The sequence below is a fragment of the Micromonospora sp. NPDC003816 genome (assembly GCF_042874705.1).
Classification (GTDB): Bacteria; Actinomycetota; Actinomycetes; order Mycobacteriales; family Micromonosporaceae; genus Micromonospora.
The window spans coordinates 314,483-339,052 of record NZ_JBIANP010000001.1; the positions used below are offsets into that span (position 1 = coordinate 314,483).

20 protein-coding genes are annotated in these 24,570 nt (G+C 71.6%); 12 read left to right on the forward strand and 8 right to left on the reverse strand.

Annotated features, from left to right (window positions below; all coding sequences use genetic code 11):
- Positions 1-143: 143 nt before the first annotated feature.
- Entirely contained in the window at positions 144-1,067 is a 924-nt protein-coding gene (locus ACFYTT_RS01320) for an AraC family transcriptional regulator (RefSeq protein ID WP_131053556.1), read from the reverse strand.
- A gap of 100 nt (positions 1,068-1,167) precedes the next feature.
- On the opposite strand from ACFYTT_RS01320, the gene ACFYTT_RS01325 reads away from it, so the two are divergent.
- Complete coding sequence (locus ACFYTT_RS01325; RefSeq protein WP_201272389.1) at positions 1,168-2,082, forward strand: NADP-dependent oxidoreductase; 915 nt, start codon at positions 1,168-1,170, stop codon at positions 2,080-2,082.
- 15 nt (positions 2,083-2,097) lie between these two features.
- Here the strand turns inward: ACFYTT_RS01325 and ACFYTT_RS01330 are convergent, their stop codons facing one another.
- Positions 2,098-2,823, reverse strand: coding sequence for an SDR family oxidoreductase (locus ACFYTT_RS01330; RefSeq protein WP_131053558.1), 726 nt, complete (start codon positions 2,821-2,823; stop codon positions 2,098-2,100).
- Between the two features lie 128 nt (positions 2,824-2,951).
- On the opposite strand from ACFYTT_RS01330, the gene ACFYTT_RS01335 reads away from it, so the two are divergent.
- Both ACFYTT_RS01335 and ACFYTT_RS01340 read left to right on the forward strand, forming a co-directional pair.
- The gene (locus ACFYTT_RS01335) at positions 2,952-3,440 is read left to right on the forward strand and encodes a MerR family transcriptional regulator (RefSeq protein ID WP_357216144.1); all 489 of its coding nucleotides are present in this window, start codon (positions 2,952-2,954) and stop codon (positions 3,438-3,440) included.
- A 207-nt stretch (positions 3,441-3,647) separates the two neighbouring features.
- Positions 3,648-4,862 (forward strand): S8 family peptidase, encoded by a 1,215-nt coding sequence (locus ACFYTT_RS01340; protein ID WP_357216147.1) that lies wholly within the window; start codon positions 3,648-3,650, stop codon positions 4,860-4,862.
- A 147-nt stretch (positions 4,863-5,009) separates the two neighbouring features.
- On the opposite strand, the gene ACFYTT_RS01345 is transcribed toward ACFYTT_RS01340, so the two are convergent.
- The 3 genes from ACFYTT_RS01345 to ACFYTT_RS01355 all read right to left on the reverse strand — a co-directional run bounded on the left by ACFYTT_RS01345 (position 5,010) and on the right by ACFYTT_RS01355 (position 10,289).
- Positions 5,010-6,215, reverse strand: coding sequence for a DUF2786 domain-containing protein (locus ACFYTT_RS01345; protein WP_387256988.1), 1,206 nt, complete (start codon positions 6,213-6,215; stop codon positions 5,010-5,012).
- A 148-nt stretch (positions 6,216-6,363) separates the two neighbouring features.
- Positions 6,364-7,629, reverse strand: coding sequence for a ricin-type beta-trefoil lectin domain protein (locus ACFYTT_RS01350; protein WP_254876803.1), 1,266 nt, complete (start codon positions 7,627-7,629; stop codon positions 6,364-6,366).
- Positions 7,630-7,865: 236 nt separating this feature from the next.
- Positions 7,866-10,289 carry a non-reducing end alpha-L-arabinofuranosidase family hydrolase gene (locus tag ACFYTT_RS01355; protein WP_387256992.1) on the reverse strand — a complete coding sequence of 808 codons (2,424 nt, stop codon included), beginning with the start codon at positions 10,287-10,289 and terminating at the stop codon, positions 7,866-7,868.
- A 453-nt stretch (positions 10,290-10,742) separates the two neighbouring features.
- Here ACFYTT_RS01355 and ACFYTT_RS01360 point away from each other — a divergent pair, with 453 nt between their 5' ends.
- Positions 10,743-12,317: a DUF4139 domain-containing protein gene (locus tag ACFYTT_RS01360; protein ID WP_387256994.1), complete on the forward strand. Its 1,575-nt coding sequence runs from the start codon at positions 10,743-10,745 to the stop codon at positions 12,315-12,317.
- A 57-nt stretch (positions 12,318-12,374) separates the two neighbouring features.
- On the opposite strand, the gene crcB is transcribed toward ACFYTT_RS01360, so the two are convergent.
- From crcB to ACFYTT_RS01375, 3 genes are all read right to left on the reverse strand, one after another.
- Positions 12,375-12,749 carry a fluoride efflux transporter CrcB gene (crcB, locus tag ACFYTT_RS01365; RefSeq protein WP_387256997.1) on the reverse strand — a complete coding sequence of 125 codons (375 nt, stop codon included), beginning with the start codon at positions 12,747-12,749 and terminating at the stop codon, positions 12,375-12,377.
- Positions 12,746-13,261, reverse strand: a complete 516-nt coding sequence (locus ACFYTT_RS01370) for a CrcB family protein (protein WP_176093619.1) — start codon at positions 13,259-13,261, stop codon at positions 12,746-12,748. Before ACFYTT_RS01370 ends, crcB begins: the two co-directional genes overlap by 4 nt.
- A 227-nt stretch (positions 13,262-13,488) precedes the next feature.
- Entirely contained in the window at positions 13,489-14,310 is an 822-nt protein-coding gene (locus ACFYTT_RS01375) for a MaoC/PaaZ C-terminal domain-containing protein (RefSeq protein WP_387257000.1), read from the reverse strand.
- Positions 14,311-14,584: 274 nt separating this feature from the next.
- On the opposite strand from ACFYTT_RS01375, the gene ACFYTT_RS01380 reads away from it, so the two are divergent.
- The 8 genes from ACFYTT_RS01380 to ACFYTT_RS01415 all read left to right on the forward strand — a co-directional run bounded on the left by ACFYTT_RS01380 (position 14,585) and on the right by ACFYTT_RS01415 (position 24,568).
- Positions 14,585-15,541, forward strand: a complete 957-nt coding sequence (locus ACFYTT_RS01380) for an ABC transporter substrate-binding protein (protein WP_176093617.1) — start codon at positions 14,585-14,587, stop codon at positions 15,539-15,541.
- Positions 15,542-15,558: 17 nt separating this feature from the next.
- Positions 15,559-16,383, forward strand: a complete 825-nt coding sequence (locus ACFYTT_RS01385; RefSeq protein WP_236145888.1) for an ABC transporter ATP-binding protein — start codon at positions 15,559-15,561, stop codon at positions 16,381-16,383.
- Positions 16,380-17,210, forward strand: coding sequence for an ABC transporter permease (locus ACFYTT_RS01390; protein WP_176093616.1), 831 nt, complete (start codon positions 16,380-16,382; stop codon positions 17,208-17,210). The genes ACFYTT_RS01385 and ACFYTT_RS01390 overlap by 4 nt, the downstream gene beginning before the upstream one ends.
- A gap of 73 nt (positions 17,211-17,283) precedes the next feature.
- Positions 17,284-19,293 carry a hydantoinase/oxoprolinase family protein gene (locus ACFYTT_RS01395; protein WP_131054826.1) on the forward strand — a complete coding sequence of 670 codons (2,010 nt, stop codon included), beginning with the start codon at positions 17,284-17,286 and terminating at the stop codon, positions 19,291-19,293.
- A 4-nt stretch (positions 19,294-19,297) separates the two neighbouring features.
- Positions 19,298-20,848, forward strand: a complete 1,551-nt coding sequence (locus tag ACFYTT_RS01400) for a class I adenylate-forming enzyme family protein (RefSeq protein WP_387257004.1) — start codon at positions 19,298-19,300, stop codon at positions 20,846-20,848.
- On the forward strand, positions 20,848-22,206 hold the full coding sequence (gene purB, locus ACFYTT_RS01405) for an adenylosuccinate lyase (protein ID WP_176093613.1): 1,359 nt from the start codon (positions 20,848-20,850) through the stop codon (positions 22,204-22,206). Before ACFYTT_RS01400 ends, purB begins: the two co-directional genes overlap by 1 nt.
- Entirely contained in the window at positions 22,203-22,952 is a 750-nt protein-coding gene (locus tag ACFYTT_RS01410) for an enoyl-CoA hydratase/isomerase family protein (protein WP_131054371.1), read from the forward strand. The genes purB and ACFYTT_RS01410 overlap by 4 nt, the downstream gene beginning before the upstream one ends.
- On the forward strand, positions 22,949-24,568 hold the full coding sequence (locus tag ACFYTT_RS01415; protein WP_387257007.1) for a thiamine pyrophosphate-binding protein: 1,620 nt from the start codon (positions 22,949-22,951) through the stop codon (positions 24,566-24,568). Before ACFYTT_RS01410 ends, ACFYTT_RS01415 begins: the two co-directional genes overlap by 4 nt.
- The last annotated feature ends 2 nt before the right edge of the window (positions 24,569-24,570 follow it).

Here is a 24,570-nt window from a genome sequence, read left to right on the forward strand (position 1 = left end):
GCGTGACGCCTTGCGCGTCGTGCAGCAGGCGCTGGAGCTGAACGAGAACAGCCGTGGTTCCACACTCTGGGCGTCGTGGATCGGAACGGGGGCATCCTGGTGGACGCGTTGACGTCCGCACGCACGTCCGCGGACCGCTGTCGTTACCGCCCGGCGCGGCGGTATCTGCCGGGGGAGGTGCCGTACCGGCGTTTGAAAGCGGCGGCGAACGCGAACTCCGACGTGTAGCCGACTCGCTCCGAGATGCCGCGCAGCGGCGTGTCGGACTGGTGGAGAAGCCGGGCGGCGGTGGTCATCCGCCACCAGGTCAGGTAGGCCATCGGCGGCTGGCCGAGCATCGCGGTGAAACGGCGCGCGAACGGTGCTCGGGACAGCCCCACCTCGGCGGCGAGTGCCGCGACGGTCCATGGTCGCGCGGGGTCACCGTGGATGGCCTGCAACGCCGCCGCAGTGACCGGATCGGTGAGTGCCGCCGCCCAGCCCGTTGCCACGGTCGGCGAGGACGGGTTGCGGTCGAGCCAGGCACGCAGGATGTGCAGCAGCAGGGTGTCGAGCAGTGCCGGGATGATGGCGTCGGTGCCGAGGCGGGGCCGTTCCAGTTCGCTGGCGAGCAGGTCCACGGTGGCGCGTAGCTCCGGGTGTCGCCCGAGGTGCGCGGGCAGGTGAATGAGCGCGGGCAGGTCGTCGAGCAGCGGATGCGTATGGACCGGATCGAGTTCGTACGCGCCGCACAGGGTAACTGTGGCAGCGGCGTCGCCGACGTCCGAGACGTAGCGCGACAGGCCAGGGTCGTTCGGGTCGCAGGCGGGCGCGGTGGGTGAGGTCGTCGGGCTGTCGGCCAGCGTGTGGCCCGGACCGTGCGGCCGGAACACGATGTCCCCGGCGGCAAGCGGCACCGGGTCGGTGTCCGGTGCGATGAGCCAGCACGGCCCCTGGAGGACGATCTGGAAACCGGCGGAGCCGGGTACGGGTGCGAACCGCTGCGCCCACGGGGCGTACCACGCGATCCGCGCGGAGCGCGGCCGGCCGGCTCGCATGACCGTGATCACGTCGCTGAGTACGTCCATCGGGGCCAGGATATCGCCGCGAGGACGATCGAGTATGAATGGGGGACTACAGAGCATGGATCGTCTTCGGGTGCCGCCATAGGTTCGAGTGGTGAGAGCCATGCGAATCCACCAGTACGGCGATGCCTCGGTCATCCGGGAGGAGGACGTGCCGCGCCCGACGCCGGGCCGGAACGAGGTGCTGATCACGGTCGCCGCGACCTCGTTCAATCCGTCCGACATCGGGCTGCGCCGGGGACTGCTGCGTGCCGTCTTCCCGCTGGATCTGCCGTACACCCTCGGCGGGGATGTCGCCGGCACGATCGTCGAGCTCGGCGACGGTGTGGACACCCTCGCCGTGGGCGACCGGGTCGTCGGACGGCTCGACACGGGCGGTGCCGCGGCCGAGTTCGTCACCGCCGCTGCCGACACCGTCGTGGCGGCGCCCACCACCGTTCCCCTCCCGCACGCCGCCGCCATCCCCATCGCCGGTGTCACGGCCTGGCAGGCGGTGTTCGCGCACGCGGGCATCACTCCAGGGCAACGGGTACTGGTCAACGGAGCGGGCGGTGGCGTCGGCGGGTTCGTGGTCCAGCTCGCCAAGCACGTCGGTGCCCACGTCATCGCCACGGCCAGCCCGCGCAGTACCGCAGTGGTCCGTCACCTCGGAGCCGACGAGATCGTCGACTACACGAACACGCCCCTCGGCGACGCGCTCGATGCCCCGGTCGACGTGATCGTCAACGTCGTCGTGGTCGGTGCCGGGCACGCCGCGGCACTGATGTCGCTGGTGCGCCCAGGAGGCGTCGTCGTGTCCGCCGCCGGCGCGCTGACGGCACCCGCCGGGTCGGCGGTGAGGGCAGTACGCTTCGTGGCCCGCAACGACACCCGTCACCTCGGCGCCCTCGTCGCCCTGGTCGACGCCGGGGCCGTCCGTCTCGACATCGCTGCGTCGCGTCCTCTCGCCGACCTGGCCTCGGTGCACCGCGACGCCGAGGCCGGACGCATCCGGGGCAAGACGATCCTTGTTCCGTGAGGTGGGCCGGGTAGCTCAGCTGGCGCCCAGCATCTCGGTGACCCGCGTGTAGAACGGGGCCGGGTCGTCGGCGAGGGACGCCTTCACCATCGCGGTCCAGTCGTCGACGATCACCTCGATCGACCCGGCGGCCAGCCCGTCGAGCGATCGACGCGGGACGTCACGAGGGTCGATCTTGGGTCCGTCGTAGTCGGCCGTGATGTCCGTGTCGGCGGCACCGAGGAGTACGCCCTGGACCAGAGTGCCCTGGGCGGCCAGTTCGAGGCGTACACCGTTCGTCATGTTCCACTCGGCGGCCTTGGCGGCGGAGTACGCGCCGGTACCCGGGCCGGCGAACCACGACAGTGCCGAGAGCACGTTCACGATCGCGCCACCGCCGTTCGCGGCGAGTACGGGGGTGAACTCGCGGATCACGTCGAGGGTGCCCCAGAAGTGCGTGTCCATCTCGCGGCGGACCTCGGCGATCTCACCGGTGACGAGCGGGGCGCCGGTCGCGATGCCGGCGTTGTTGACGAGAAGCGTGACGTCACGCGCGGCCGCTGCGGCGGCGACGACGGACTCGTGGTCGAGCAGGTCGAGTCGCAGCGGCACCACGCGGCTGTCGGCGAAGCCGAGGCTCTCGGGGCGACGGGCCGTCGCGTACACCCTGCGCGCTCCGCGTTCGAGCAACTCGAGCACGAACTGGCGGCCGATTCCACGGTTGGATCCGGTGACGAGGGCGATCTGGTCGGCGATGTTCATGGGTTCCGTGCTCCCTGCCTGGTCATCTCGGGATGGGGTGGGACCGTGTCCGGCCCGACGTCGACTACGGTAAAAGCTGACGTTGACGTCAAGGGCAAGTCGGATTGCGAAGCCGAAGGAGGACGTGGATGCGGATCGGTGACGTCGCGCGGCGCTCCGGCGTGAGTACGCGAGCGCTGCGGTACTACGAGGAGCAGGGTCTGCTCACGTCGGAGCGGAGCCCCAGGGGCCAGCGCACCTATCCCGAATCAGCCGTCGAACGGGTCCGGTTGATCCAACAGTTCTTCGCCGCCGGTGTGCCCAGCCGGACCATCCTGCAGCTGATGCCCTACGTCGACGCCGGACACGGATCGCGCGAGGCGTTCGCGCTGCTGGCCGTCGAACGTGACCGGATCACTGCCGCCATGGCCGACCTCGCCGCCGCCCGCGACGCCCTCGACCGCATGATCGACATCGCGAACCACCCGACCGCCGAACACTGTCCTGCGCTGCGTGAGCCGCCCTGGACGCCGCACCACCCCGGCGATGCGGCCACCCCGGCCGCCCCTGACCGCGATGCGCCGGGACGTCTCATGGCCGGCAACCAGACGACCGTCTCCGCCGGCCGGGCGACCTGACCTGTCACAGGTCGTTTCGTTACGGCTGGAGCAAGCCGGCAACAGAAGCCTAAAGCAACCGCAACCATCGATGGCTCATCCTTCCCTAGCCTGGGTGTCGCACCGAACCCGGTGCATCACAAGGGATACCGCGCACCGTCGTCCAGATTGGACTGTGTGCGGCATGCGCCGGCCGCTGCCACGGCCGGCCCAGGAAGGAGCAGCCACGTGAGGCTCACCCACCTCGCCACCCGCCGCCGGCTCGGTATTCTGGGCGCCGCCACGCTCGCGGGTGCACTACTCGCCACGGCCGGGGTCAACCCGGCGGCGGCCACGCCGGTCACCGGCACCATTCTCGGCGCCGACCTGCCGACCGCCGTCGCGGGCAGCTACATCGTCGTACTCAAGGACGGGCAGCAGCTCACCCGTGCCGGCGCGGAGCGTGTCACCACCCGGTACGGCGGTGGCCAGGTCGACCGGCTCTACGGGCGGACGGTCAACGGCTACTCCGCCACCCTCACCGAGCGGGCCGCCCGTCGGCTGGCGGCCGACCCGACCGTCGCCTACGTCGAGCAGAACCAGCGGGTACAGGCGCTGGCGACCCAGCCGAATCCGCCGTCCTGGGGTCTCGACCGCATCGACCAGCGGAACCTGCCGCTGAACCAGTCGTTCACCTACGGTCCGAGCAACGGGGTGCGGATCTTCGTGGTCGACACCGGAGTCCGGATCAGCCACCAGGACTTCGGCGGCCGGGCGGTGCACGGCTACGACGCAGTCGACAACGACTACAACACCGACGACGGTAACGGGCACGGCACCTTCGTCGCCTCGGTCGCCGCCGGGAGCGCCTACGGGGTGGCCAAGAACGCCACCGTCGTCGGGGTCCGGGTGCTCAACAACAGCGGTTCCGGCACCACGGCCGGTGTCATCGCCGGTGTCGACTGGGTTACCGCGAATGCGACCCGGCCGGCGGTGGCCAACCTGAGCCTCGGCGGTGGCGCCAGCACCACCCTCGACGCTGCGGTCCGGCGATCCATCAACGCGGGCATCACCTACGCCATCGCCGCGGGCAACTCCGGTGTACCGGCCACCGGCACCTCACCGGCCCGGGTCACCGAGGCGCTGACCGTCGGGGCCACCGACCGCACCGACACCCGGCCGACCTGGTCCAACTACGGCACCGCGCTGGACCTGTTCGCCCCGGGTGTGTCGATCACCGCCGCGTGGCGGACCAGCAACACCGCCACGTACACCGGTAGCGGCACCTCGTTCGCCGCCCCGCACGTGGCCGGCGCCGCCGCGATCTACCTGCGGAACAACCCGTCGGCGTCGCCGGCGACCGTGAACGCGGCGATCGTCGCCGCCGCTACCCCGAACGTCGTCGTCAACCCCGGAGCCGGCTCACCCAACCGCCTGCTCTACATCGGCACCTTCGGGAGCTGATCGCGAGGCGACCGTCCGCGCCGTGACCCGGTGCGGACGGTCGTCCTGTCGCCAGAACCGCCCGCGGTCGACCGACGCGTGTGGGCCAGGAACCTGCACCTGCTGTGCCAACGGGGTGCGGTGGGCTCGGACGGGCGGGACATCCCGTCACCGCCTGGTGTCGGACGGCAGGGAGGCGCGGTCAGCGGCCTGCCGACCGGACTCCCAACCGTCGCGGCTGTCCACCCGGATGGCCCGGGACCGGACCGTGTCCGGGAAGACCCGCCGCATGGTCTCGCGGATCTGCTCGTCCCGCGCGGCGAGCACCGGAAGCAGGTCGCTCGCGTCGTTTCCGTCTCGCCGATCGCTGACCTGCGCCAACGCGACCTGCGCCGCGGCGGTCAGCCGTTCGTCGATCCGGTCGGCGAAAGCCACCAGGAACGACTGACGGTACGCCTTCAGCCGGCTCCGACCGGCCTTACCGCCCGGCGGCTCGGTCCGTGCCATCGCCTGGTGCGCCTGCACCAGCAGCGAGGTGTAGAGCAGGTCCACCGCGTCGATGTCGGTGTCGAACCCGAAGACGGTGCTGAACGCCAGTTCCGGCGACCAGACCGTGTGGCAGCGGTTCGCCTTGGCGACGGCGGCCAGCAGGGACGCCTTCTCCCCGTCGTGCGGGTGGTCCACGCCGATCCGGCGCGCGTACGGCACCACCGGTGACGCGTCACCGCTCCGCGCTGCCAGCAGCGCCTCGTCCAGGCTGTGCCGGGTGACCAGTTCCTGCGCTTTGGCGGTGTACGCCTGCGCCTCGGCCGGAAAGGTCGTCGATTCCGCCTTGGCCAGCAGGGCGCGTACCCGGTCCAGCAGCCGGGTGTCGATCCGGGACGATCCCGGCCCGGCGACGGGTGCGGCGGCGGACCCGGGCGGCGGGACGAGTACCTCGATCGGCGGGAGCGCGGCCAGGATGGCGAGCAGGCCCAACACCAGATCGAGTACGGCCACCCGGTCGAGCCGCCAGCGGGCCACGAGCGCGTCGACATACCTGGCGTCGTCCGCCCACCAGACCTGCGCCCCGAGGGCGTCCGCCTGCGCCAGCCACCGCCGGTCGACCGTGGTCCGGGGAAACCGTCGCAGGTACGCGGCGACCGCGTCGGTCACCAGGTCGGCCTGGCGCGGCAGGCCCCGCCGCGCGACCACCCGGTGCAGCTCGGCCGGCTGCCATCCGCCCCGCCACAGCCGCGCGAACGCCTCGTCCCTCGCCGCCACCAGCGCCGGGTCGACGTCGACCGACGGTGTGACGGTGAGCGCGTCCAGCCCCGCCTCGTAGTCGACCGCCCCGGCGAGAACCGCCCTGATCCGTTCCCGCACAGATGTCACCAGCCCAAGCCTACGGAGCCCGCAGTCGGACGTACGCGGCAACGGGCGGGCTCGACATGATCGAGCCCGCCCGTTTCATCTGGCGCTCAGACCTGTAGGACCCGGCTGCGCAGCTTGGAGACCTGCGTACCGACCGGGCCGGTCATGATCATCTGGCCGCGAGGCGGAACTGCTGGTTGGTCTGTCCGTGGCAGTCGTAGAGCTGGATCTGGGCGCCGTTGGTGGTGTTCCAGGCGTCGAGGCAGCGGCCGGATTGGACGCCGCTGATGGTGCCGTTGGTGTTGATGTTCCATTGCTGGTTGGTCTGGCTGTGGCAGGCGTAGATCTGGACGGCGGCGCTGTTGCCGGTGCCGGCGGCGTCGAGGCACATGTCGCCGTAGACGCGGAGTTGCTTGGTGCTGGTGTTGTAGGTCCAGGTCTGGTTGGTCTGCCGGTTGCAGTCGTAGAGCTGGACGCGGGTGCCGTTGGTGCGTGACGAGTTGGGGACGTCGACGCACCGGCCGGACTGCGTACCGACGATCTCGCTGGCGGAGCCGGGCGGCGGCGTGGTGGGCGGCGGCGTCGTCGGCCCGGGCGTGGTGGGGGTCGGCGTCGGCGTACCGGTCGGCGGCGGCAACAACGGGCACGTATTGCGGTAGGTGACCACCCCGCTGTTGTCCACCAGCGGGCAGAGGAACTGGGTGTACCGGGCGTCGTTGTCGACGAACGTCTTCAGGAACGGCAGCATGGTCCGGATCAGCACCGGGTTCGACCGGCCGACCATGAATCCGTGGTCGCCACCGGCGACCTCCAGGTAGACGCTCTCCGTCGTGGCCGGAATGCTGTTGTACAGACCGAGCGCGTACGACGGGGTGACCACCGTGTCCGCCTGTCCGGAGATGATCATCGTGGGCACCCGGTCGTTGGCCAGGTTCGACGACGGCGAGTACGGCGTGATGCCGGCCACCGCCTTCAGCGACGGGCGTCGCATCGCGGCGCTCAGCGCCCCGCCGCCGCCCATCGAGTGACCCGCGACGGCCAGCCGGTTCGGGTCGACCCGGTTGCGGACCGTGCTCTGCTGCGTCAGGTAGTCCAGAGCGGCGAGCAACTGGGTGCCGCGCGCCGTGTCGAAGTCGTTGCGGCTGTTGGTCTCGATGCCGATCACCACGAAACCGTGCGAGGCCAGCCACGGTCCCATCCACGCCAGTTCGGCGGAGAACAGCGCGGTGTATCCCGGCGAGATCGCGATGGCACCGAAGGTGCCCTGACTGGTGTCGGTCGGGTAGTAGATCCGACCGCCGTTGAAGCCGTTCCCGGACGGGACGCTGACCGACGTGTTGGCGAAGGGGCCGTTCTCGGCCGCGACGCTGTTCCGGGTGGGGTCCGGACCCCGCTGGTACGGGTTGTCGGCGGCCGACGCCGACCCGGTCGCCATGGTGATGGTGAGCAAGCCGACGGCGGCGGCGAGTCCGGCGGTGGCGAGCGTGAACAGCCGTCCCCGAACGCCGGGGGACGCTCGGTGAGCGTCAGTGATCCCCGAGGGCGGGGGAGGGGGCGCATGTCCTCGCACTGTCGATACCTCCTGGTGGTGGGGGTGGGTGTGGGATGGGCGGGTCCGGTATGCACCGGACCCGCCCGCGCCGGCTGTGCCCTAGCCGGACCTGCGCGCGGTCAGCGTTGCAGGGTGAGTAGTCCGGGGCGGTACGGCAGGAGGCCGTAGTCGCCGCCGGAGTTGGGTGAACGGCCCTGGTAGAGCAGTTGCAGGTTGCAGGCGTTCACGGTCATGGTCTGGTCGGCGTTGGTGCGCAGTAGTTCGCCGTGGCTGATGTCGTTGGTCCAGGTGGCGCCGCTGTTGGCCTTACCGGCGAACGGGTTGCTCTCGGTGGCGGCCTGGGGGGTCCAGGTGCCACCCAGGCTGGTGGCGGTGAAGGAGCGGAAGTAGCGTCCCTGGGAGCCGATGGCCTCGACGAGCATGAGGTACCGGTTCTCGCCTTCGAGTTTGTAGACCTGCACGCCCTCGAAGAGGTTGTTGGTGGTGTCGGTCATGATCGTGGTGTAGTTGGAGCCGAAGCTGCCGGGGAAGTTCCCGATCGGCATGCTGGCCCGGTAGATGCGGCCGTTGTCACCGGCGAAGAAGAGGTACATGTTCTGGCTGTCACCGATGAGAGCCTGGTCGATCGGACCGGTGCCGGAGTTGGAGATGGATCCGGTGAACAGCGTCTGCGCCGGCCCCCAACTGTTCACGTCCGCCGGGTTGGTCGACGTGCGGTAGGAGAACGCCGGGCCGCCCCACTGGTAGGCCAGAACCCAGACGTTGCGCGGTGCGAAGTAGAACAGTGAGGGGGCGACGGCGGAGAACGGCATGGCGTTCTGGCTGGCCGAGCCCATCTGGTTCCAGTTGGAGAAGAGGCCGAAGTTCATCGACCCCCAGCTGGTGCCGGTGTCGTGGGTGGTGGCGTAGACGAGCTGCTGGCCGTTGTAGGGGGCGTGGGTGAAGTCCTTCAACGACACCCACCCCGACCGCGGCTGCGCCAACGCGCCCGTCGAGGACCACCGGTACGACGAGGGCAGCGAGCAGTTACCCGACGGCGGCGGCGTGGTCGGCGGCGGTGAGGTGGGACCGCCGAGGGAGACCAGCCGGAACTGCTGGTTGGTCTGTCCGTGGCAGTCGTAGAGCTGGATCTGGGCGCCGTTGGTGGTGTTCCAGGCGTCGAGGCAGCGGCCGGATTGGACGCCGCTGATGGTGCCGTTGGTGTTGATGTTCCATTGCTGGTTGGTCTGGCTGTGGCAGGCGTAGATCTGGACGGCGGCGCTGTTGCCGGTGCCGGCGGCGTCGAGGCACATGTCGCCGTAGACGCGGAGTTGCTTGGTGGAGCTGTCGTACGTCCATGCCTGGTTCGTCTGCTTGTTGCAGTCGTAGAGCTGGACCCGGGTGCCGTTGTCTCGCGAGGAGTTGGGCACGTCGACGCACCGGCCGGACTGCGAACCCACGATCTCGCTGGCGGAGCCGGACGGAGGGTTGGTGGGCCCCGGCGTGGTGGGCGTGGGGGTGGTTCCGGGACCGGCGCTGTTCAGCGCGTCCAGGGTGGCCGTGTACGCGGCCTTCTTGTTGCCGCTGCCGTCGAAGAGCAGCGGGGTGCCGCCGGAGCGCCACGAGTCGGTGTCCCGGATGCCCCACACCGTGATGCCGGTGCAGCGGGCGACCGCGAGGCAGTCGTTGACCACACTGCGGTAGGTGTTGGCCTGCGAGGTGCCGGAGCCCTCGATGTCCAGCTCGGTGATCTGCACCTCGACGCCGAGGGCGGCGAAGCTGGACAGCGTGGTGCGGTAGTTGCTGTTGTACGCCGACTGGGCGTTGAAGTGCGACTGGAACCCGACGCAGTCGATCGGTACGCCCCGGTTCTTGAAGTCCTGGACCATCCGGTAGACGGCCTGGGTCTTGGCCCAGTTCCAGTTGTCGGTGTTGTAGTCGTTGTAGCAGAGCTTCGCGCCCGGGTCCGCCGCCCGGGCGGCCCGGAACGCCGCCTCGATCCAGTCGTTACCGGTGCGCTGCAGGTTGGAGTCGCGCCGGGCGCCACTGTCACCGTCGGCGAACGCCTCGTTCACCACATCCCAGGAATGGATCTTGCCCCGGTAGTAGGTCGCGACGCGCGTGACGTGGTTGAGCATGGCGTTACGCAACTGGGTGCCGGACATGTTCTGCATCCAGCCGGGCTGCTGCGAGTGCCAGGCCAGCGTGTGGCCACGCACCTTCCAGCCCCGATTGAGAGCGTGGTTGACGATCCGGTCCGCGTTGGTGAACGTGAAGTTGCCCTGCTGCGGCTCGGTCGCGTCGATCTTCATCTCGTTCTCGGGCGTGACGCTGTTGAACTCGCGGTTCAGGATCGTCGTGTACGCGCCGTCGTTGAGCTTGTTCGCCGCCACCGCCGCACCGAAGTACCGGCCGGACTGGTTCGCCGCCGCCGCGAGGGTGGTCTCGGCGGCGTGGGCGAGTGTGGGCAGCAGTGATGCGACGAAGACGGCGACCAGCGCGGCGGCTCCGGGAACGTAGAGCGCTCTGAGTCGACGCCTGGAGGGACGGGTCCGGGAGATCATGCTGATCCTCCACTGATGGGATGGGACGTATCTGTCACTGATCGGGTGCGCTCAGGTGGCGACCCGCAATGCGGTGTCCGCCGACCGGACCAGGGCTCACGCCCGGCATCCGCGCGGAGGTGAGTCGTCTCTGGCCGGCTGGCCGGCAGGTGAAGGGTGGCGGTGGTCGAGCCCGTCGCCCGCCGGGACGTGGTCGCGGGCGGTGGACTCGGATGTGGACGTGTCACCCGGTTGCTCGGGCCTGGTGACGGTGTGGGACACCTCCAGGGGCAGGAAGATCAATGTTAGCGATCTCATCGATCGATGCCTATCAGGCTGGCAGAATGTTCCAGGGTTTTCAACCGGTAGTTTCGGAAAAGTGGCGGAAGTGTTTCGGTGGCCGCTCGTCGTCGCCCCGACACGGGTCACCAGTGCCGGAGGGAACGGTCGTAGCTGTCGACTACCCTCGCCGCCGTGGACACTGCGGAGATCGATGCCCCCGTCGTCGGCGTCACCGTCTATCCCGACCGGGCCCGGGTCACCCGACGCGGCGGTCTCCGGTTGGCGGCCGGTCAGCACCGCGTACGCGTCGCGCCGCTGCCGCTCGGCCTGCGGCGGGACTCGGTCCGGGTCGGCGGTCGGGGTGCCGCCACCGTGCTCGGCGTGGACGTGAGCACGTGGCGGCAGGCCCGCAGCACCGACGCGCAGGTCGTCGCCCTGGAGCAGCGTCGTCGCGAGGTGACCGACGAGCTGGCCGAGCTCGACGACGCGGACGCCGTCGAGGAGCAGCGCGGGGAGTTCCTCACCCGGTTGGCCGAGCGGGCCGGTGGCACGTACGCCCGCGCGCTGGCCGCCGGCGACGCCGCGCCCGGCGACGTCGCCGCCTTCACCGATTCGGTGGTCGCTCAGCTCGCCGACTCGCGTGCCCGTCGGCGTGGGCTGACCCGTCGACGGACCGAGTTGAGGGAGGAACTGGCCGCGGTCGGGCGGGATCTCGACGCCGCGCAGGGGAAGCGGCAGCCGGATCGGCTGGCCGCCGAGGTGATCGTGGCGGTCGAGGCCGACGACACCGACGTCGAGCTGGAGTTGACCTACCTGGTGGAGGGCGCCCGGTGGCAACCCTCCTACGACCTGCGGCTGGTCGACGAGACCATGACCGTCACCTGGTTCGGGATGGTCAGCCAGAGCACCGGAGAGGACTGGCCGGAGTGCGACCTCCGCCTCTCCACCGCCCGGCCGGCGGCGACGACCGGCGTACCCGAGTTGTCGCCCTGGTATCTCGACCGGTTCCGGCCGCCGCCGCGCGTGGCGCCGCCGGTCATGGCGGCCGGGATGCCGGCGTTCGGCGCGGCACCGGCCGCCAGCCTGGCGCGGGCCGCGCCACCGGTCCCGCAGGAGCTGCGGGAGAGCGTCGCCGAGGTCGAGCAGGGGGTCAGCGCGGCCACCTACCGGCCGGCCCGGCCGGTGGCGGTGCCCGCCGACGGCAGCGCCCACCGGGCCGTCATCGCCGTGCTGGAGCTACCGGCCCGGCTGGACCACGTCACCGCACCGGTCCGGGCCGCCGAGGCCCACCTGCGGGCCACGGTCCGTAACACCTCGGAGCACGCGCTGCTCGCGGGCCCGGCCTCGGTGTTCCACGATGCCGACTTCGTCGCCTCCACCCGGCTGCCGATGTGGGCGCCGGGTGAGGAGACCGAGGTGGCGCTCGGGGTGGACGACCGGATGCGGGTGGAGCGGAAGCTGCACCGACGCGCCGAGACCAAGGCCACGCTCGGGTCGACCCGGCGGCGCGAGGTGGAGTACCGCATCACCGTCGACAACCACACGTCCCGTCCGGCGACCGTCGAGGTGCGTGACCAGCTCCCGGTCTCGCGTGACGAGGCGGTGGTGGTACGCGAGACGACCGTGGTGCCGCCGCCGGTCGAGCGGACGGAGTTGGGTGAGGTGACCTGGCGGCTGTCGCTCGCGCCGGGCGAGAGCGGCGAGATCGCGTTGGGCTTCCGGGTGGACCTGGCCAAGGGGGTCGAGCTGACCGGCTGGCGGGAGTAGCAGCCGACCGGACCCGATCGTGGCGACATCCTCCGAGCGGTGCACGGGCCGTCGCACTCAGCTGAGGAGCACGATGGCGAGGTGGCTGCTGAGGGAGAGAGCAGCCAGCCCGGCCAGGACGCTACCGAGGGCGTTGGCGACCGCCAGCAGCGTCGCGCCGTTCTCCGTCAGGCGGATCGTCTCGACGGAGAACGTCGAGTAGGTGCTCAGCGTCGCGCACAGGCCGGTCCCGATCAGGTGCTGCAGGGCAGCCGGCACGGTGGTCGCGGTGCTGAACCCGGCGAGGAGACCGAGGGCGACGCAGGCGAGCAGGTTGACGGTGAAGGTGCCCCACGGGAAGGCGGTGCCCAGCCGGGCCTGGACGGTGCGGTCGATCAGGTAGCGCAGGGGCGCGCCGACGAGGGCGCCGAGGATGACCATGAGCCAGTTCATCCGGCGGCTCCGTCCCGGGTGGGGCGGGTGGCGAGGAACAGTCGGGTGAGCGTCGCCGCGCCCCACCCGGCGGCCAGCGCCGCCACGAGGGTGCCGCCGAGGTAGAACAGTGCCGTGCCCGCCCGACCGCCACCGATCAGGTGCTGGCCGTCGAGGGCGTAGGTGGAGAACGTGGTGTAGCCGCCGAGGACGCCCGTGCCGAGGAAGGGCCGGACCAGTGGGTGCGCGGTGCGCCGTTCGGTGATCAGGACCAGGAGCGCACCCATCAGGGCGCAGCCGGTGATGTTGATCCAGAACGTCGTCCACGGGAACGCCGCGGGCGCGGTCGGGAACAGCACGACGGCACCGTAGCGGGCACAGGCGCCGAGGACGCCGCCGGCCGCGATCGCGGCGAGGATCTCGATCTGTCGCGGCACCCGACCGGGTGGCCCCGGTGGGACGACGATGTCGGGATCGACCGGTTCGCGCAGCGGGCTGCGGGCGGCTGGGTCGCGGTGTTCGTCACGCGGCACGTGCACGGGCTCCTACCTGGGCGGTCTCCACACCCGGTGCGGGCGTGCGCGAGGATCATCAGGTAGGGACCGTCGGTGACCGGGTGCGGCACGGTTCGGGTACGGCGGGCCCCACCGCCGTGCCGCCACCTCGAAAGGTGGCTGCCCGTCCAGGCTACCGCTCGGCACGGCCGGGAGGGGCTCCCCGTCCGTGGCGCGGACTCAGGCGCGCGGACGTCGCCTCGTGGTCATCCGTGCAGGTCCAGCGTGCCCTGATTGAGGACCGGACGGCCTCGGCCGTCGACGGCCTGGAAGAGTGCGCCACCCGGGCGGCGCCACACCAGCACGGTGAGGGTGTCGCCGGGGAACAGTGGTGCGGTGAACCGGGCGCTGAGCCGTCGTACCCGGTCGTGGGCGTCGTCGGCGATCGTGCGCAGCAGGGTCCGGGTGGCGAAGCCGAACGTGCACAGGCCGTGCAGGACGGGGCCGGGTAGGCCGGCGGCGACGGCTACCGCCGGATCGGAGTGCAGTGGGTTGCGGTCGCCGTTGAGGCGGTAGAGCAGCGCCTGGTCAGGGCGGGTGTGGTGGGCAGTGGTGTGGTCGGGGTGCTCCGCCGGTCGCTGCCAGTGGGTGCGTGGTGCGCGTGGGCCGTCGAAGCCGCCCGCCCCGATGACGAACATGCTGCGCTCGACGGTGGCCAGGTGGACGCCGTCGGTGCCGTGGATCTCGGATCGGTGGTGGAGCAGAGCACCGCTGGTCTGGTCGTGGACGCCGGTGACGGCGGCGGTGATGCGGGCCCGGCCGGCGGGTGGCAACGGTCGGTGCAGGGTCAGGGTCTCCCCGGCGTGCCGGACGACGGCCGGTTCGCCGAGGTACGGCGGGTCGGCGGCGAGCAGGGTGGCGAAGCTCGGGAGTACGGCGTGCGGGTGCCCGGCGGTGTTCTCCGTGGTGTAACGGAGTTCGTCGGCTCCGGCGCCGACACCGAGGGCGTAGAGGAGCGTGTCGGTCACGGTCCAGGTCCGCTCGATCGTCGTCGGCGTGTGCCCGCTGCGGGAGATGAGCCGATCCACGGCCGAGCTATCGACACTTTGCGTGACGGTCGTCTTGTCCGGCTCGCCCGTCCGAGATTTCGGACTCGTCGCATCAAGTGGGTTGTTCAGGTACTTCATGGTCGCTATCTCCTCCGTGTGCTGATGAGCGCGACGGGGCGTTCGGCGGTCTCTGGCTACTGTCTGTGGTGAGAGGCTTTCACTTGCGCCTCTTGACGTTGTCGAGCGCCTCACAGTAGCGTCCCATATTAAGAAACTAAGACCACAATATGAGCCGCTGAAGTCTGGGGTAGCCATGAGAATGCGCGTAACGGCTGCGGCCGCCGCCCTGCTGATGACCGTCGCCATGGCGGCGTGTTCCGAGAACCAGTCCTCCGGCGAGTCCGACGGCGACAGCGGCCCCAACCCCGCCGTCAACTTCGGCGTCGGCGTCGACCCGGCGTACTCGCCGATCTACCTCGCCGACCAGGAGAACCTCTTCGACCAGGCCGGGCTCGACGTGACCGTCACCCAGTACCAGGAGGGGACCGGCGGGCTCGACGCGATCCTGGCCAAGCAGGGCCAGGTCACCGCCAGCACCGAATCCAGCCTGCTCAACCGCGCGACCCGGGGCGACATCAAGGGACTCGCGGTCTTCTCGCAGTCGCCCAGCTTCATCAAGCTCGTCGCCCGCTCCGGCATCACCGACGTCGCCGGCATCAAGAAGTACGGCGTCGTGCCGGGCACCGTGAACGAGTACGCCACCAACAAGGTCCTCGACAGCCGCAACATCGCCCGTGACACCGTCGAGTTCGTCAACGCCTCACCCGCCGAGATGCCGGCGCTTCTGCAACGCGGCGACGTCGACGGCTACATCATGTGGGAGCCGTGGCCCTCGCGGGGCGTCGCCAACGGCGGCACCGTGCTGCTGACCAGCGGCGAGATCGGATACGTCTACAACCTCGTGATCGGCGTCGACGGCGCCTGGTACGAGGGCAACAAGGAGACGGCCAAGAAGGTCGTCGACACCATCGCCCAGGCATGCGAGCAGCTCACCGCCGACCCGGCCAAGGCCGGCACCGTCACCGAGACCGCGATCAAGGTGCCCGCCGCCGAGGCCCAGTCCCTTCTCGAAGGCGTGCAGTGCCAGGTCCGTGACTTCACCGACGAGGACATCCAGCGCTACAACGAGATCGCCCAGTTCCAGCAGGACAGCAACATCGTCAGCCAGAAGGCCGACCCGGCGACCGTCATGATCAGGGGGGTGGCGTGAACCGTACGGGCTCCCCGGTGTCCGTGAGCGACGTCGACATCCGGTTCGGCGACTTCGTTGCGGTCCGCCAGGCGAACCTGGACATCGCCGCAGGGGAGTTCGTCTGCCTGCTCGGCCCCAGCGGCTGCGGCAAGTCGACACTGCTCAACGCGATCGCGGGCTTCGTCACACCCGTCGGTGGGGAGGTGACCTGCGCGGGCGCGCGGGTCACCGGCCCCGACGTCTCCCGGGGCGTGGTGTTCCAGAGCGCCGAAGCGCTCTTCCCGTGGCTGACGGTCCGACAGAACGTCGAGTTCGGCCCGCGCATGCGCGGCGTCGGCAAGGCCCAGCGGGCCGCCGACGTCGACCGCTACCTGGCGATGGTCGGGCTCAGCCACAGCGCCGACCGGTTCCCCGGCCAACTCTCCGGCGGCATGCGCCAACGCGCACAACTGGCCCGGGTGCTGGCCAACGAACCGTCGGTCGTGCTGATGGACGAGCCCTTCGGCGCCCTGGACGCCCAGACCCGCCTGGTCATGCAGGTCGAACTCGACCGGATCTGGCGTGAGACCGGCGCCACCATCGTGTTCGTCACGCACGACATCGGCGAGGCGATCCTGCTCGGCGACCGGATCGTCACCATGACCGCCGGACCCTCGGCGGCCATCAAGACCGTCTACCCGTGCGACCTGCCCCGGCCCCGCGACCTGACCGACCCGGCCAGCGCCGCACTCTTCCGCGAACTCCGCGAGGACATCGGCGCCGAGGTGGCCCGCACCCTGCAGGCCCAGGGCCTCGACGACGGACACGACGGTCGACAGCGCCCGACAACCGACGGCGCCGACAGGAAGGCACGACGATGAGCGTGGACCTCCGCGCGGTGCCGGAGAAGACCAGCCGGGACACGACCGGCCCGGCCCGCCGCCGCACCAGCCGACCCAGGCTGACCCGGATCGGCCTGTCGGCCCTGTCGGTGCTGCTCGGCGTCGTCATCTGGGACCTGGTCAGCCGCAACTACACCGCCTTCTTCCTGCCCTCGCCGCTGCTCACCTGGCGCGGTGCGGTCGAACTCATCCAGGACGGCACGCTGGCCAGCTCGATCAGCGCCTCGTCGACCCGGATCCTCACCGGCTGGGCGCTCGGTGTCGTCATCGGCGTACCGGTCGGGCTCCTGATGGGCTGCGTACCGTGGCTGCGGCTGATGCTGGACCCGTACATCCAGTTCTTCCGGTTCGTCCCGCCGATCGCCTTCGTCACCCTGGCGATCATCTGGCTCGGGCCGGGAGAGGCGTCGAAGATCGCGCTGATCTTCTACACCACCGTCTTCATCGTCGCGCTCAACACGCTGGCCGGCGTCCTGTCCGTCGACGAACTACGCCTGCGCGCCGCCCGCGCGCTCGGCGCCAACGCGGCACGCACCCTGGCCTCGGTGGTGCTGCCGTCGACCGTGCCGCACGTCGTGACCGGCGCCCGGCTGGCCATGGGCAACTCCTTCCTGACGATCGTCTCCGCCGAGATCGTCGCGGCACAGAGCGGCCTCGGATCGCTCATCTGGACCGCCCGCAACTACGCCAAGACCGAATGGGTCTTCGTCGGCATCATCACCCTGGGCCTGCTCGGCTACCTCTTCGACTGGATCCTGCGGACCGTCACCAGCAAGACCCTGCGCCGCTACGGCGTCACCTTCTGACCCGCCCGCCTCCGACGGCGCGCCGCTGCCGGCCGCCGGCCCCCGCGCGCCCACCACTATCGAAAGGCTCGCCATGCTGTGCATCGGCGTCGACATCGGTGGCACCTTCACCGACGTCATCGTGTACGAGCCGGCCACCGCCCGGCTCGCCGAGGCCAAGACCCTGTCCACGCCCGACGACCCGGCCGCGGCCATCTTCGAGGGCCTGGCCAAGCTCGGCGTACGCCTCGACGAGGTCGACCGCTTCGTCCACGGCACCACCCGGGTCACCAACGCACTGCTGGAAGGCTCCGGCGAGCCGGTCAGCGTGGTCGCCACCGAGGGCTTCCGCGACGTCCTGGAGATGGGGCTCGGGCACCGACCGCAGCTCTACAGCGTCAAGGAGGCGGGACGCCCCCCGCTGACCCCCCGTCGACTGCGGCACGTCCTGCCCGAGCGCATCGGCGCCGACGGCAGCGTCGTGCGGCCGCTGGACACCGCCGCCCTCGACAGCGTGCTGGACCGGGTGGCCGCCGCCGGGCCGAAGGCCGTGGCCGTCTGCCTGCTGCACTCCTACCGCAACCCGGCGCACGAGCGGGCCGCCGCCGCCCGTCTCGCCGAACGCTATCCCGACCTGGTCTGCACCATCTCCTCCGACGTGGTGCCGGAACAGGGCGAGTACGAGCGCTTCGCCACCACCGTGCTCAACGCCAGCGTCCGCTCCACCGTCTCCGACTACCTGCGCGGACTCGGCGACACCCTCGCCGAGGGCGGCTACGCCCACCCACTGTCGATCATGACCAGCAGCGGCGGTGTGGTGTCCACCGAGGAGGCCGGCCGGCTGCCGATCAACCTGGCCCTGTCCGGCCCGGCCGGCGGCGTCGCCGCCAGCGTCCACGTCGCCGGCCTGGCCGGCTACCCGAACGTGATCACCTGCGACATCGGCGGCACCAGCACCGACGTCTGCCTGATCAAGAACGGCACCCCGTTGATGACCAACGACGGGACGATCGCCGGCTACCCGAACCGCACCTTCCAGGTCGAGATCAACACCATCGGTGCCGGTGGCGGCTCGATCGCCTGGCGCGACCTCGGCGGCGAACTCCGCATCGGCCCCCGCAGCGCCGGCTCCACCCCCGGCCCCGCCGCCTACGGCCGGGGCGGCACCGAGCCGACGACCACCGACGCCCACCTGCTCGTCGGCCACCTCGACGCCGAAGAGAGCCTCGGCGGCGAGGTACGCCTCGACGTCGCCGCCGCCCGCACGGCCATGCACCGCCTGGCCACCGAGTTCGGCCTCGACGACCTGGAACTGGCACACGGGATCCTCACCATCGCCACCGCCAAGATGACCAGCGCGATCAAGGAGATCTCGGTCGCCTGCGGCCACGACCCCCGGGACTTCGTGCTGATGCCCTTCGGCGGCGCCGGCCCCATGCACGCCACCGTGCTCGCCGACGACCTGGGCATCCGCCGGGTCCTCGTGCCACCGGTGCCGGGCAACTTCTCCGCCCTCGGCTTCGTCACCGCCCAGGCCCGGCACGACTACGTCCGCACCGTGCTGGTGGCGGCCGACGAGAGCGGACTGCACGCCGTACGTGCCGTGGTGGCCGAACTGCGCGACACCGCACGGGCCCAGCTCAAGGCCGAGGACGGCGTCGAACCCGACCAGGTCACCTTCGGTCTGTCGGTGGGGATGCGGTTCCGGGGCCAGTCCTTCGACCTCGCCGTCCCCGTCGAGGACGTCCCGGCCACCGTCGAGGACCTGGTCGCGGCCTTCCACGCCGCCTACGCCGACCGGTACGCCTACGCCCGCTCCGGCCACCCGGTCGAGATCGTCAACTGCCGACTCACCGCCTACGGCCCTCGCCCCGACGTACGGTTCGCGCCCCCGTCCGGCACCACCCCCCAGCCCGAGCCGACCCGCGTCTACGGCGCACACGGCTGGGTCGACGCCACCGTCCACCGCCGCACCGACCTGGCCCCCGGCCGCACGGTGTCCGGTCCGGCCGTCATCCGGGAGAACGGCAGCACGACCGTGGTCGGCGCCGGGTGGACCGCGACCGTCGACGACCACGGAAACCTGCTGCTCGTCAAGGAGTGATCCGGTGATCCACGCCCTCGACGCCACCGTCCTGGAGCACGCCGCCCAGCATCCGGACCGCCCCCTGTACGCCTTCGACCTGGACCGGACGGTGTCGGCGGGGGAGTTCGCCGACCTCGCCGGCCGGCGGGCGGCCACCCTGGCCGCGCTCGACGTCGGCCGGGGCGACCGGATCGCCGTGTGGGCCGAGAACAGCCTCGACTGGCTGGTCCTGCTGGCCGCCGCGGCGTGGCGGGGTGCCGCCCTGGTGACCCTGCATCCGGGGCTGAGCACCCCGGAGCTGACCACGGCGCTGGCCCGCAGCCGTCCCCGCCGACTCTTCGTCGCCCGTCGCCTCCGCGACCGCGACGGCGCCGCCACCGCCGCGCAGGCGCTCGCCGCACTGCCCGGGTCCGCCCGCCCGTACGGCTGGCACGTCCTCGGCGACAACCTGGCCGGGATCGGCGACGGCACAGTGCCCGCTCCCGCCGGACACCCGGACGCCACCCTGAACATCCAGTTCACCTCCGGCTCGACCGGCCCGCCGAAGATGGTCGCGCTCAGCGCCCGCAACCTGATCGCCAACGCGCGGTGGACTGCCGACGCCGCCGGACTCGGCGCCACCGACCGGATCGCCTCACCGCTGCCCCTGGCCCACGCGGCCGGGCTCAGCAGCGGCGCCGTGCTAGCCCTGGTCACCGGCGCACTGTGGGTGTCGGTGAGCCGCTTCCGCACCGAACCGGTGCTCACCCAGATCGCCCGGCACCGGTGCACCGTGCTCCAGGCCGTCCCGACGATGGCCACGATGCTCGCCGACACCGTGGAGGCCGCACCGGACCGCTTCGACCTGTCGTCGCTGCGGGTCGGCTTCCTCGGCGGCGCGCCCTGCGCACCGGCGCTGCTCGCCCGCACCCGCCGGGTACTCGGCCTGGACCGCATCGCCGTGATCTACGGGCAGACCGAGGCCGGCCCGACGATCAGCGTCGACCCCGGCGACGCGAGCTGCGGCAGCCCCGGCGACACCGTCGGACGGATCGTCGCGGACCTGGACGCCGTCGTCGTCACTCCCGGCACCCGCACCGAACTGCCCCCCGGCCACGCCGGTGAGCTGCTGGTCCGTGGCGAGTCGGTGACCGCCGGGTACGTCGACGACCCGACCGCCACCCAGGCCGCGATCACCTCGGACGGCTGGCTGCGCACCGGCGACCTGGGCGCGCTCGACACCGACCGGATCCTCACCCTCACCGGCCGGGTCAAGGAACTGATCATCCGAGGCGGCGAGAACATCAGCCCGGCCGAGGTGGAGGCGGCCCTGCTCGACGACGCGGCCGTGGCGCAGGTGTGCGTACTCGGCCTGCCGTCACCGCGCTGGGGCGAAGAGGTCGCCGCCCTCGTCGTCGCCGCCCCGGGCACCACGCCCGACCCCGACCGGCTCGCCGGGGCGGCCGCCGCCCGACTGGCCCGACACAAGGTGCCGACGCTGATCCGTACCGTGCCGGACCTGCCGTTACTGCCGTCCGGCAAGGTCGACCGGCGCGCCGCGCTCGGCCTGCTCACCGGTGAGGAGCAACGCTGATGCAGCTCGGCTCGTGTTTCCTGGACTCGTTGACCGTCACCAGCTTCTTCGGCAACGCCGAGATGCGTGGCGTCTTCAACGACCGCCAGCTCATGCAGTCCTGGCTCGACGTCGAAGCGGCCCTGGCCCGTGCGCAGGCCGGCCTCGGCGTCATCCCGTCGGCCGCCGCCCAGGCGATCACCGCCGCGGCCCGGCTCGACCGGCTGGACACCGCGGTGCTCGCCGCCGACGCCGCCGACACCGTGCACCCGCTCGTGCCGCTGGTCCGGGCGCTGACCGCCGCCTGCCAGGGCGACGCCGGACGCTACGTCCACCTCGGCGCCACCACCCAGGACGTGATGGACACCGGGTTCGTGCTGCGCGCCCGGGCCGGCCTGGACATCGTCTCCCGCCAGGTCGACGAACTGGTCCGCATCCTGCGCCGGCTGGCCCTGCGACACCGGGCCACCCCGATGGCCGCCCGCACCCACGGCCAGCAGGCGCTGCCGACCACGTTCGGCCTGCGCTGCGCGGTGTGGCAGAGCGAACTGCAACGGCACCGTACCCGCCTGGTCCAGATGCGCGAACGCCTGCTGGTGACCAGCATGGGTGGCGCCGCCGGCACGATGGCCGGCTACGGTCCGCAGGCGTTCGCCCTGGAACGGGCCGTGGCCGACGAACTCGGCCTCGGCGTCGCCGACACCCCGTGGCACGCCACCTCGGACCGCTTCGCCGAGTGCCTGATGGTCCTCGGACTGGTCGCCTCCAGCGCCGAGAAACTGGCCCGCGAGATCTATTTCCTCGGCCGCACCGAGGTCGGCGAGGCCCACGAACCGCAGCGCGCCACCCAGGTCGGCAGCAGCACCATGCCGCACAAACGCAACCCGATCCGCTGCGAGGCGGTGATCGCCGCGGCCGGCACGCTGCGCGCCCAGGTGCCGCTGGCGATGCAGACCATGGTGGCGCAGGACGACCGCGACATGGGCGTCGGCATGACGCTGTGGAAACTGCTGCCGGAGTGCTTCATCCTCATCGGCGGTGCCCTGGAACGGCTGGTCGAGGTCTTCGGTGACCTCGGCGTCGATCCGGACCGGATGCGCACCAACCTCGATCTCACCGGTGGGCTGGTGCTCTCCGAGGCGATCATGCTCCGCCTCGCCGAACCGCTCGGCCGGGAGCAGGCCCACCACCTGGTGATGCGGATCGTCCGCGACAGCCTGGAGCAGAACCGGCCGTTCGTCGAGGTGCTGCGCGCCGACCCGCAGGTGGCCGCCGCCCTGCCCGGCCCGGAACTGGCCGGGCTGCTCGACCCGCTGTCGTACGTCGGCCACGCCGCCGCGCTCGTCGACCGCGCCCTCCTGACCTCGGAGTCACCATGACCACTGATCAGTCCGTCCTGCTGCACCGCTCCGGCCGGTTGGCCCGGGTGACCCTGCACCGACCGAGGCGGCGCAACAGCTTCGACCTCGACATGCTCGGCCGCTTCGAGGACGTGCTGCACGAACTCGGACGCGACCGCACCGTCGAGGTGGTGGTGCTCACCGGCGAGGGCACGGCGTTCTGCGCCGGGACCGACCTGCGTGAGCTGGCCGACCTCGATCCCGAGACCACCATGCACGTCCAGCGGCGCACCGCCGACCTGGTCGAACGCTGGTACCGGCTGGACCAGACCACGGTCGCCGCCTTCAACGGGCCGGCCATCGGCTCGGGCGCCGTCATCGGGCTCGCCAGCGACCTGCGGGTGGCTGCGGACAGCGCGTTCTTCACCTTCCCCGAGGTGACCTACGGCATCCCGCTGACCTGGAGCGGCATGGCGATCCTCGCCGACCTCGTCGGCGCCGACCTGGCCAAGCGGTGGCTGCTGCTCGGCGAGCGGGTCGAACCCGCGGAACTGCTCGACCTGCGCCTGGTCACCCGGGTGGTCGCCGCCGACGACCTGCCCGCCGCCGTGGACGCGATCACCGACCGGCTGCTGGCCACCTCGGTGGTCGGCCGCACGATGACCAAACGTGCCGCCCGGCTGGCCGGTCCCCGCTTCGACGCGGCGGCCAACGACTCCTTCCTCGGCGCGCTGAGCGTGGCGTTGCGCCCGCCCGGCGGCTACCTCGACGGGGACGCGCGGTGAGGGTGTTCGAGGCGATCGCCGACGCCGTCGTGGCGCACGGCGTCGACACCGTCTTCGGTCTGCTCGGCGACGCCAACATGTATCTGGTCGCCGACCTGGTCGAGCGGCACGGCGTCCGGTTCGTCGCGGCCCGCAACGAGAACGCCGCGGTGATGATGGCCGACGGGTACGCCCGCACCACCGGCCGCTGCGGCGTCGCCACCGTCACCCAGGGGCCGGGACTGGCGGTCGCCGGGGCGGCGCTGACCATCGCGCGGCAGGCCCGCACCCCGCTGGTCCTGATCGCCGGCGACACTCCGCCCGGCGACCCGCTGCACGTGCAGCACTTCGACCAGCAGCCGTACGCGCTGGCCACGGCGGGCACGTTCGTCCCGGTGCACACCGCCGGCACCGCGATGCGGGACGTCGGGCTGGCGTTCCGGGCCGCCCGCGAGCTGACCGGCCCGGTGGTGCTGAACGTGCCGATCGACCTGGCCGACGCGCAGGTCCCGCAGCACCCGCCGGTCCCGGCGCCGATGGTGCCCCGCGCGCCACGACCACTCGCACCGGACCCCGCCGACGTCGACGCGCTCGCCCGCCGGCTCCGCACGGCGCACCGCCCGGTGCTGCTCGCCGGCCGGGGTGCCGAACCGGCGGCGGCCGCGATCCGGGACCTCGCCGACCGCAGCGGAGCCCTGCTCGCCACCACGCTGATGGCCGCCGGTCTGTTCCGTGGGCACCCGTACGACCTCGGGGTGGCCGGCGGGCTGTCCCGGCCGCTGACCAGGCGGACCCTGGCCGGGGCGGACCTGGTGGTCACGTTCGGTGCCGGGCTCAACCGGTGGACCGCCGACCACGGTGCGCTCTTCCCGGACGCGGTGCTGGTCGCGGTGGACGTCGACCCGGCCGCGATCGGCGCCCGCTGGCCCGTGTCGGCCGGGGTGCTGGGCGACGCGGGGGAGACGGCGGAGGCGGTGTCGGCGGTGCTGACGCCGGTGCACCGACCGCGTTGGCGCAGCACGGACCTGGCCGCCGACCTGGCGGCCGCCGATCCGTTCGCGGGCCTGGACATCGAGTCCCGGCCGGGCCGGATCGATCCCCGGGCGTTCATCCGGATCTGCGCCGAACGCCTGCCGCGCGAGCGGACCACGGTGGTGGGCGTCGGTCACTTCGGCGGTTGGCCCAACCTGCTGCTGGACTCGGCCGCCACCGACCGGTCCTTCCTCGCGCCGTGGGAGTTCGGCAGCATCGGCGTCGGACTGCCGTTCGCGGTGGGCGCCGCCGTGGGCCGTCCCGAGCGGCCGGTGGTCGCCTTCGAGGGCGACGGCAGCCTGCTCACCGGTCTCGGTGAGCTGGACACCCTGGCCCGGGTCGGCGCACCGGTGCTGCTGGTGCTCCTCGACGACGCCGCGTACGGCGCGGAGGTCCGCAAACTCGCCCCGCGCGGGGTGGACCCGCAGTTGGCCCGCTTCCCCGAGCGGGACCTCGCCGCCGTGGCCCGCGCGCTCGGGGTGCCGGCGTGGACGGTCACCGACGAGGCGGGTGCCCGGGCGGCCTTCGACGAGGTGCTGCCGTTGGCCGGACCGGCCCTGCTCCACGTGCGGGTCCGCCCCGACGTCGTGCAGGAGATGTTTTGACC

Bases quoted from the DNA above. Each gene is read 5' to 3' on its own strand.
- ACFYTT_RS01325 (WP_201272389.1), top strand. From the start codon at position 1,168: ATGCGAATCCACCAGTACGGCGATGCCTCGGTCATCCGGGAGGAGGAC.
- ACFYTT_RS01330 (WP_131053558.1), bottom strand. From the start codon at position 2,823: ATGAACATCGCCGACCAGATCGCCCTCGTCACCGGATCCAACCGTGGA.
- ACFYTT_RS01350 (WP_254876803.1), bottom strand. From the start codon at position 7,629: ATGGCGACCGGGTCGGCGTCGGCCGCCGACAACCCGTACCAGCGGGGT.
- ACFYTT_RS01390 (WP_176093616.1), top strand. From the start codon at position 16,380: ATGAGCGTGGACCTCCGCGCGGTGCCGGAGAAGACCAGCCGGGACACG.
- purB (WP_176093613.1), top strand. From the start codon at position 20,848: ATGCAGCTCGGCTCGTGTTTCCTGGACTCGTTGACCGTCACCAGCTTC.
- ACFYTT_RS01355 (WP_387256992.1), bottom strand. From the start codon at position 10,289: ATGATCTCCCGGACCCGTCCCTCCAGGCGTCGACTCAGAGCGCTCTAC.
- ACFYTT_RS01320 (WP_131053556.1), bottom strand. From the start codon at position 1,067: ATGGACGTACTCAGCGACGTGATCACGGTCATGCGAGCCGGCCGGCCG.
- ACFYTT_RS01395 (WP_131054826.1), top strand. From the start codon at position 17,284: ATGCTGTGCATCGGCGTCGACATCGGTGGCACCTTCACCGACGTCATC.
- ACFYTT_RS01335 (WP_357216144.1), top strand. From the start codon at position 2,952: ATGCGGATCGGTGACGTCGCGCGGCGCTCCGGCGTGAGTACGCGAGCG.
- ACFYTT_RS01410 (WP_131054371.1), top strand. From the start codon at position 22,203: ATGACCACTGATCAGTCCGTCCTGCTGCACCGCTCCGGCCGGTTGGCC.
- ACFYTT_RS01380 (WP_176093617.1), top strand. From the start codon at position 14,585: ATGAGAATGCGCGTAACGGCTGCGGCCGCCGCCCTGCTGATGACCGTC.
- crcB (WP_387256997.1), bottom strand. From the start codon at position 12,749: ATGAACTGGCTCATGGTCATCCTCGGCGCCCTCGTCGGCGCGCCCCTG.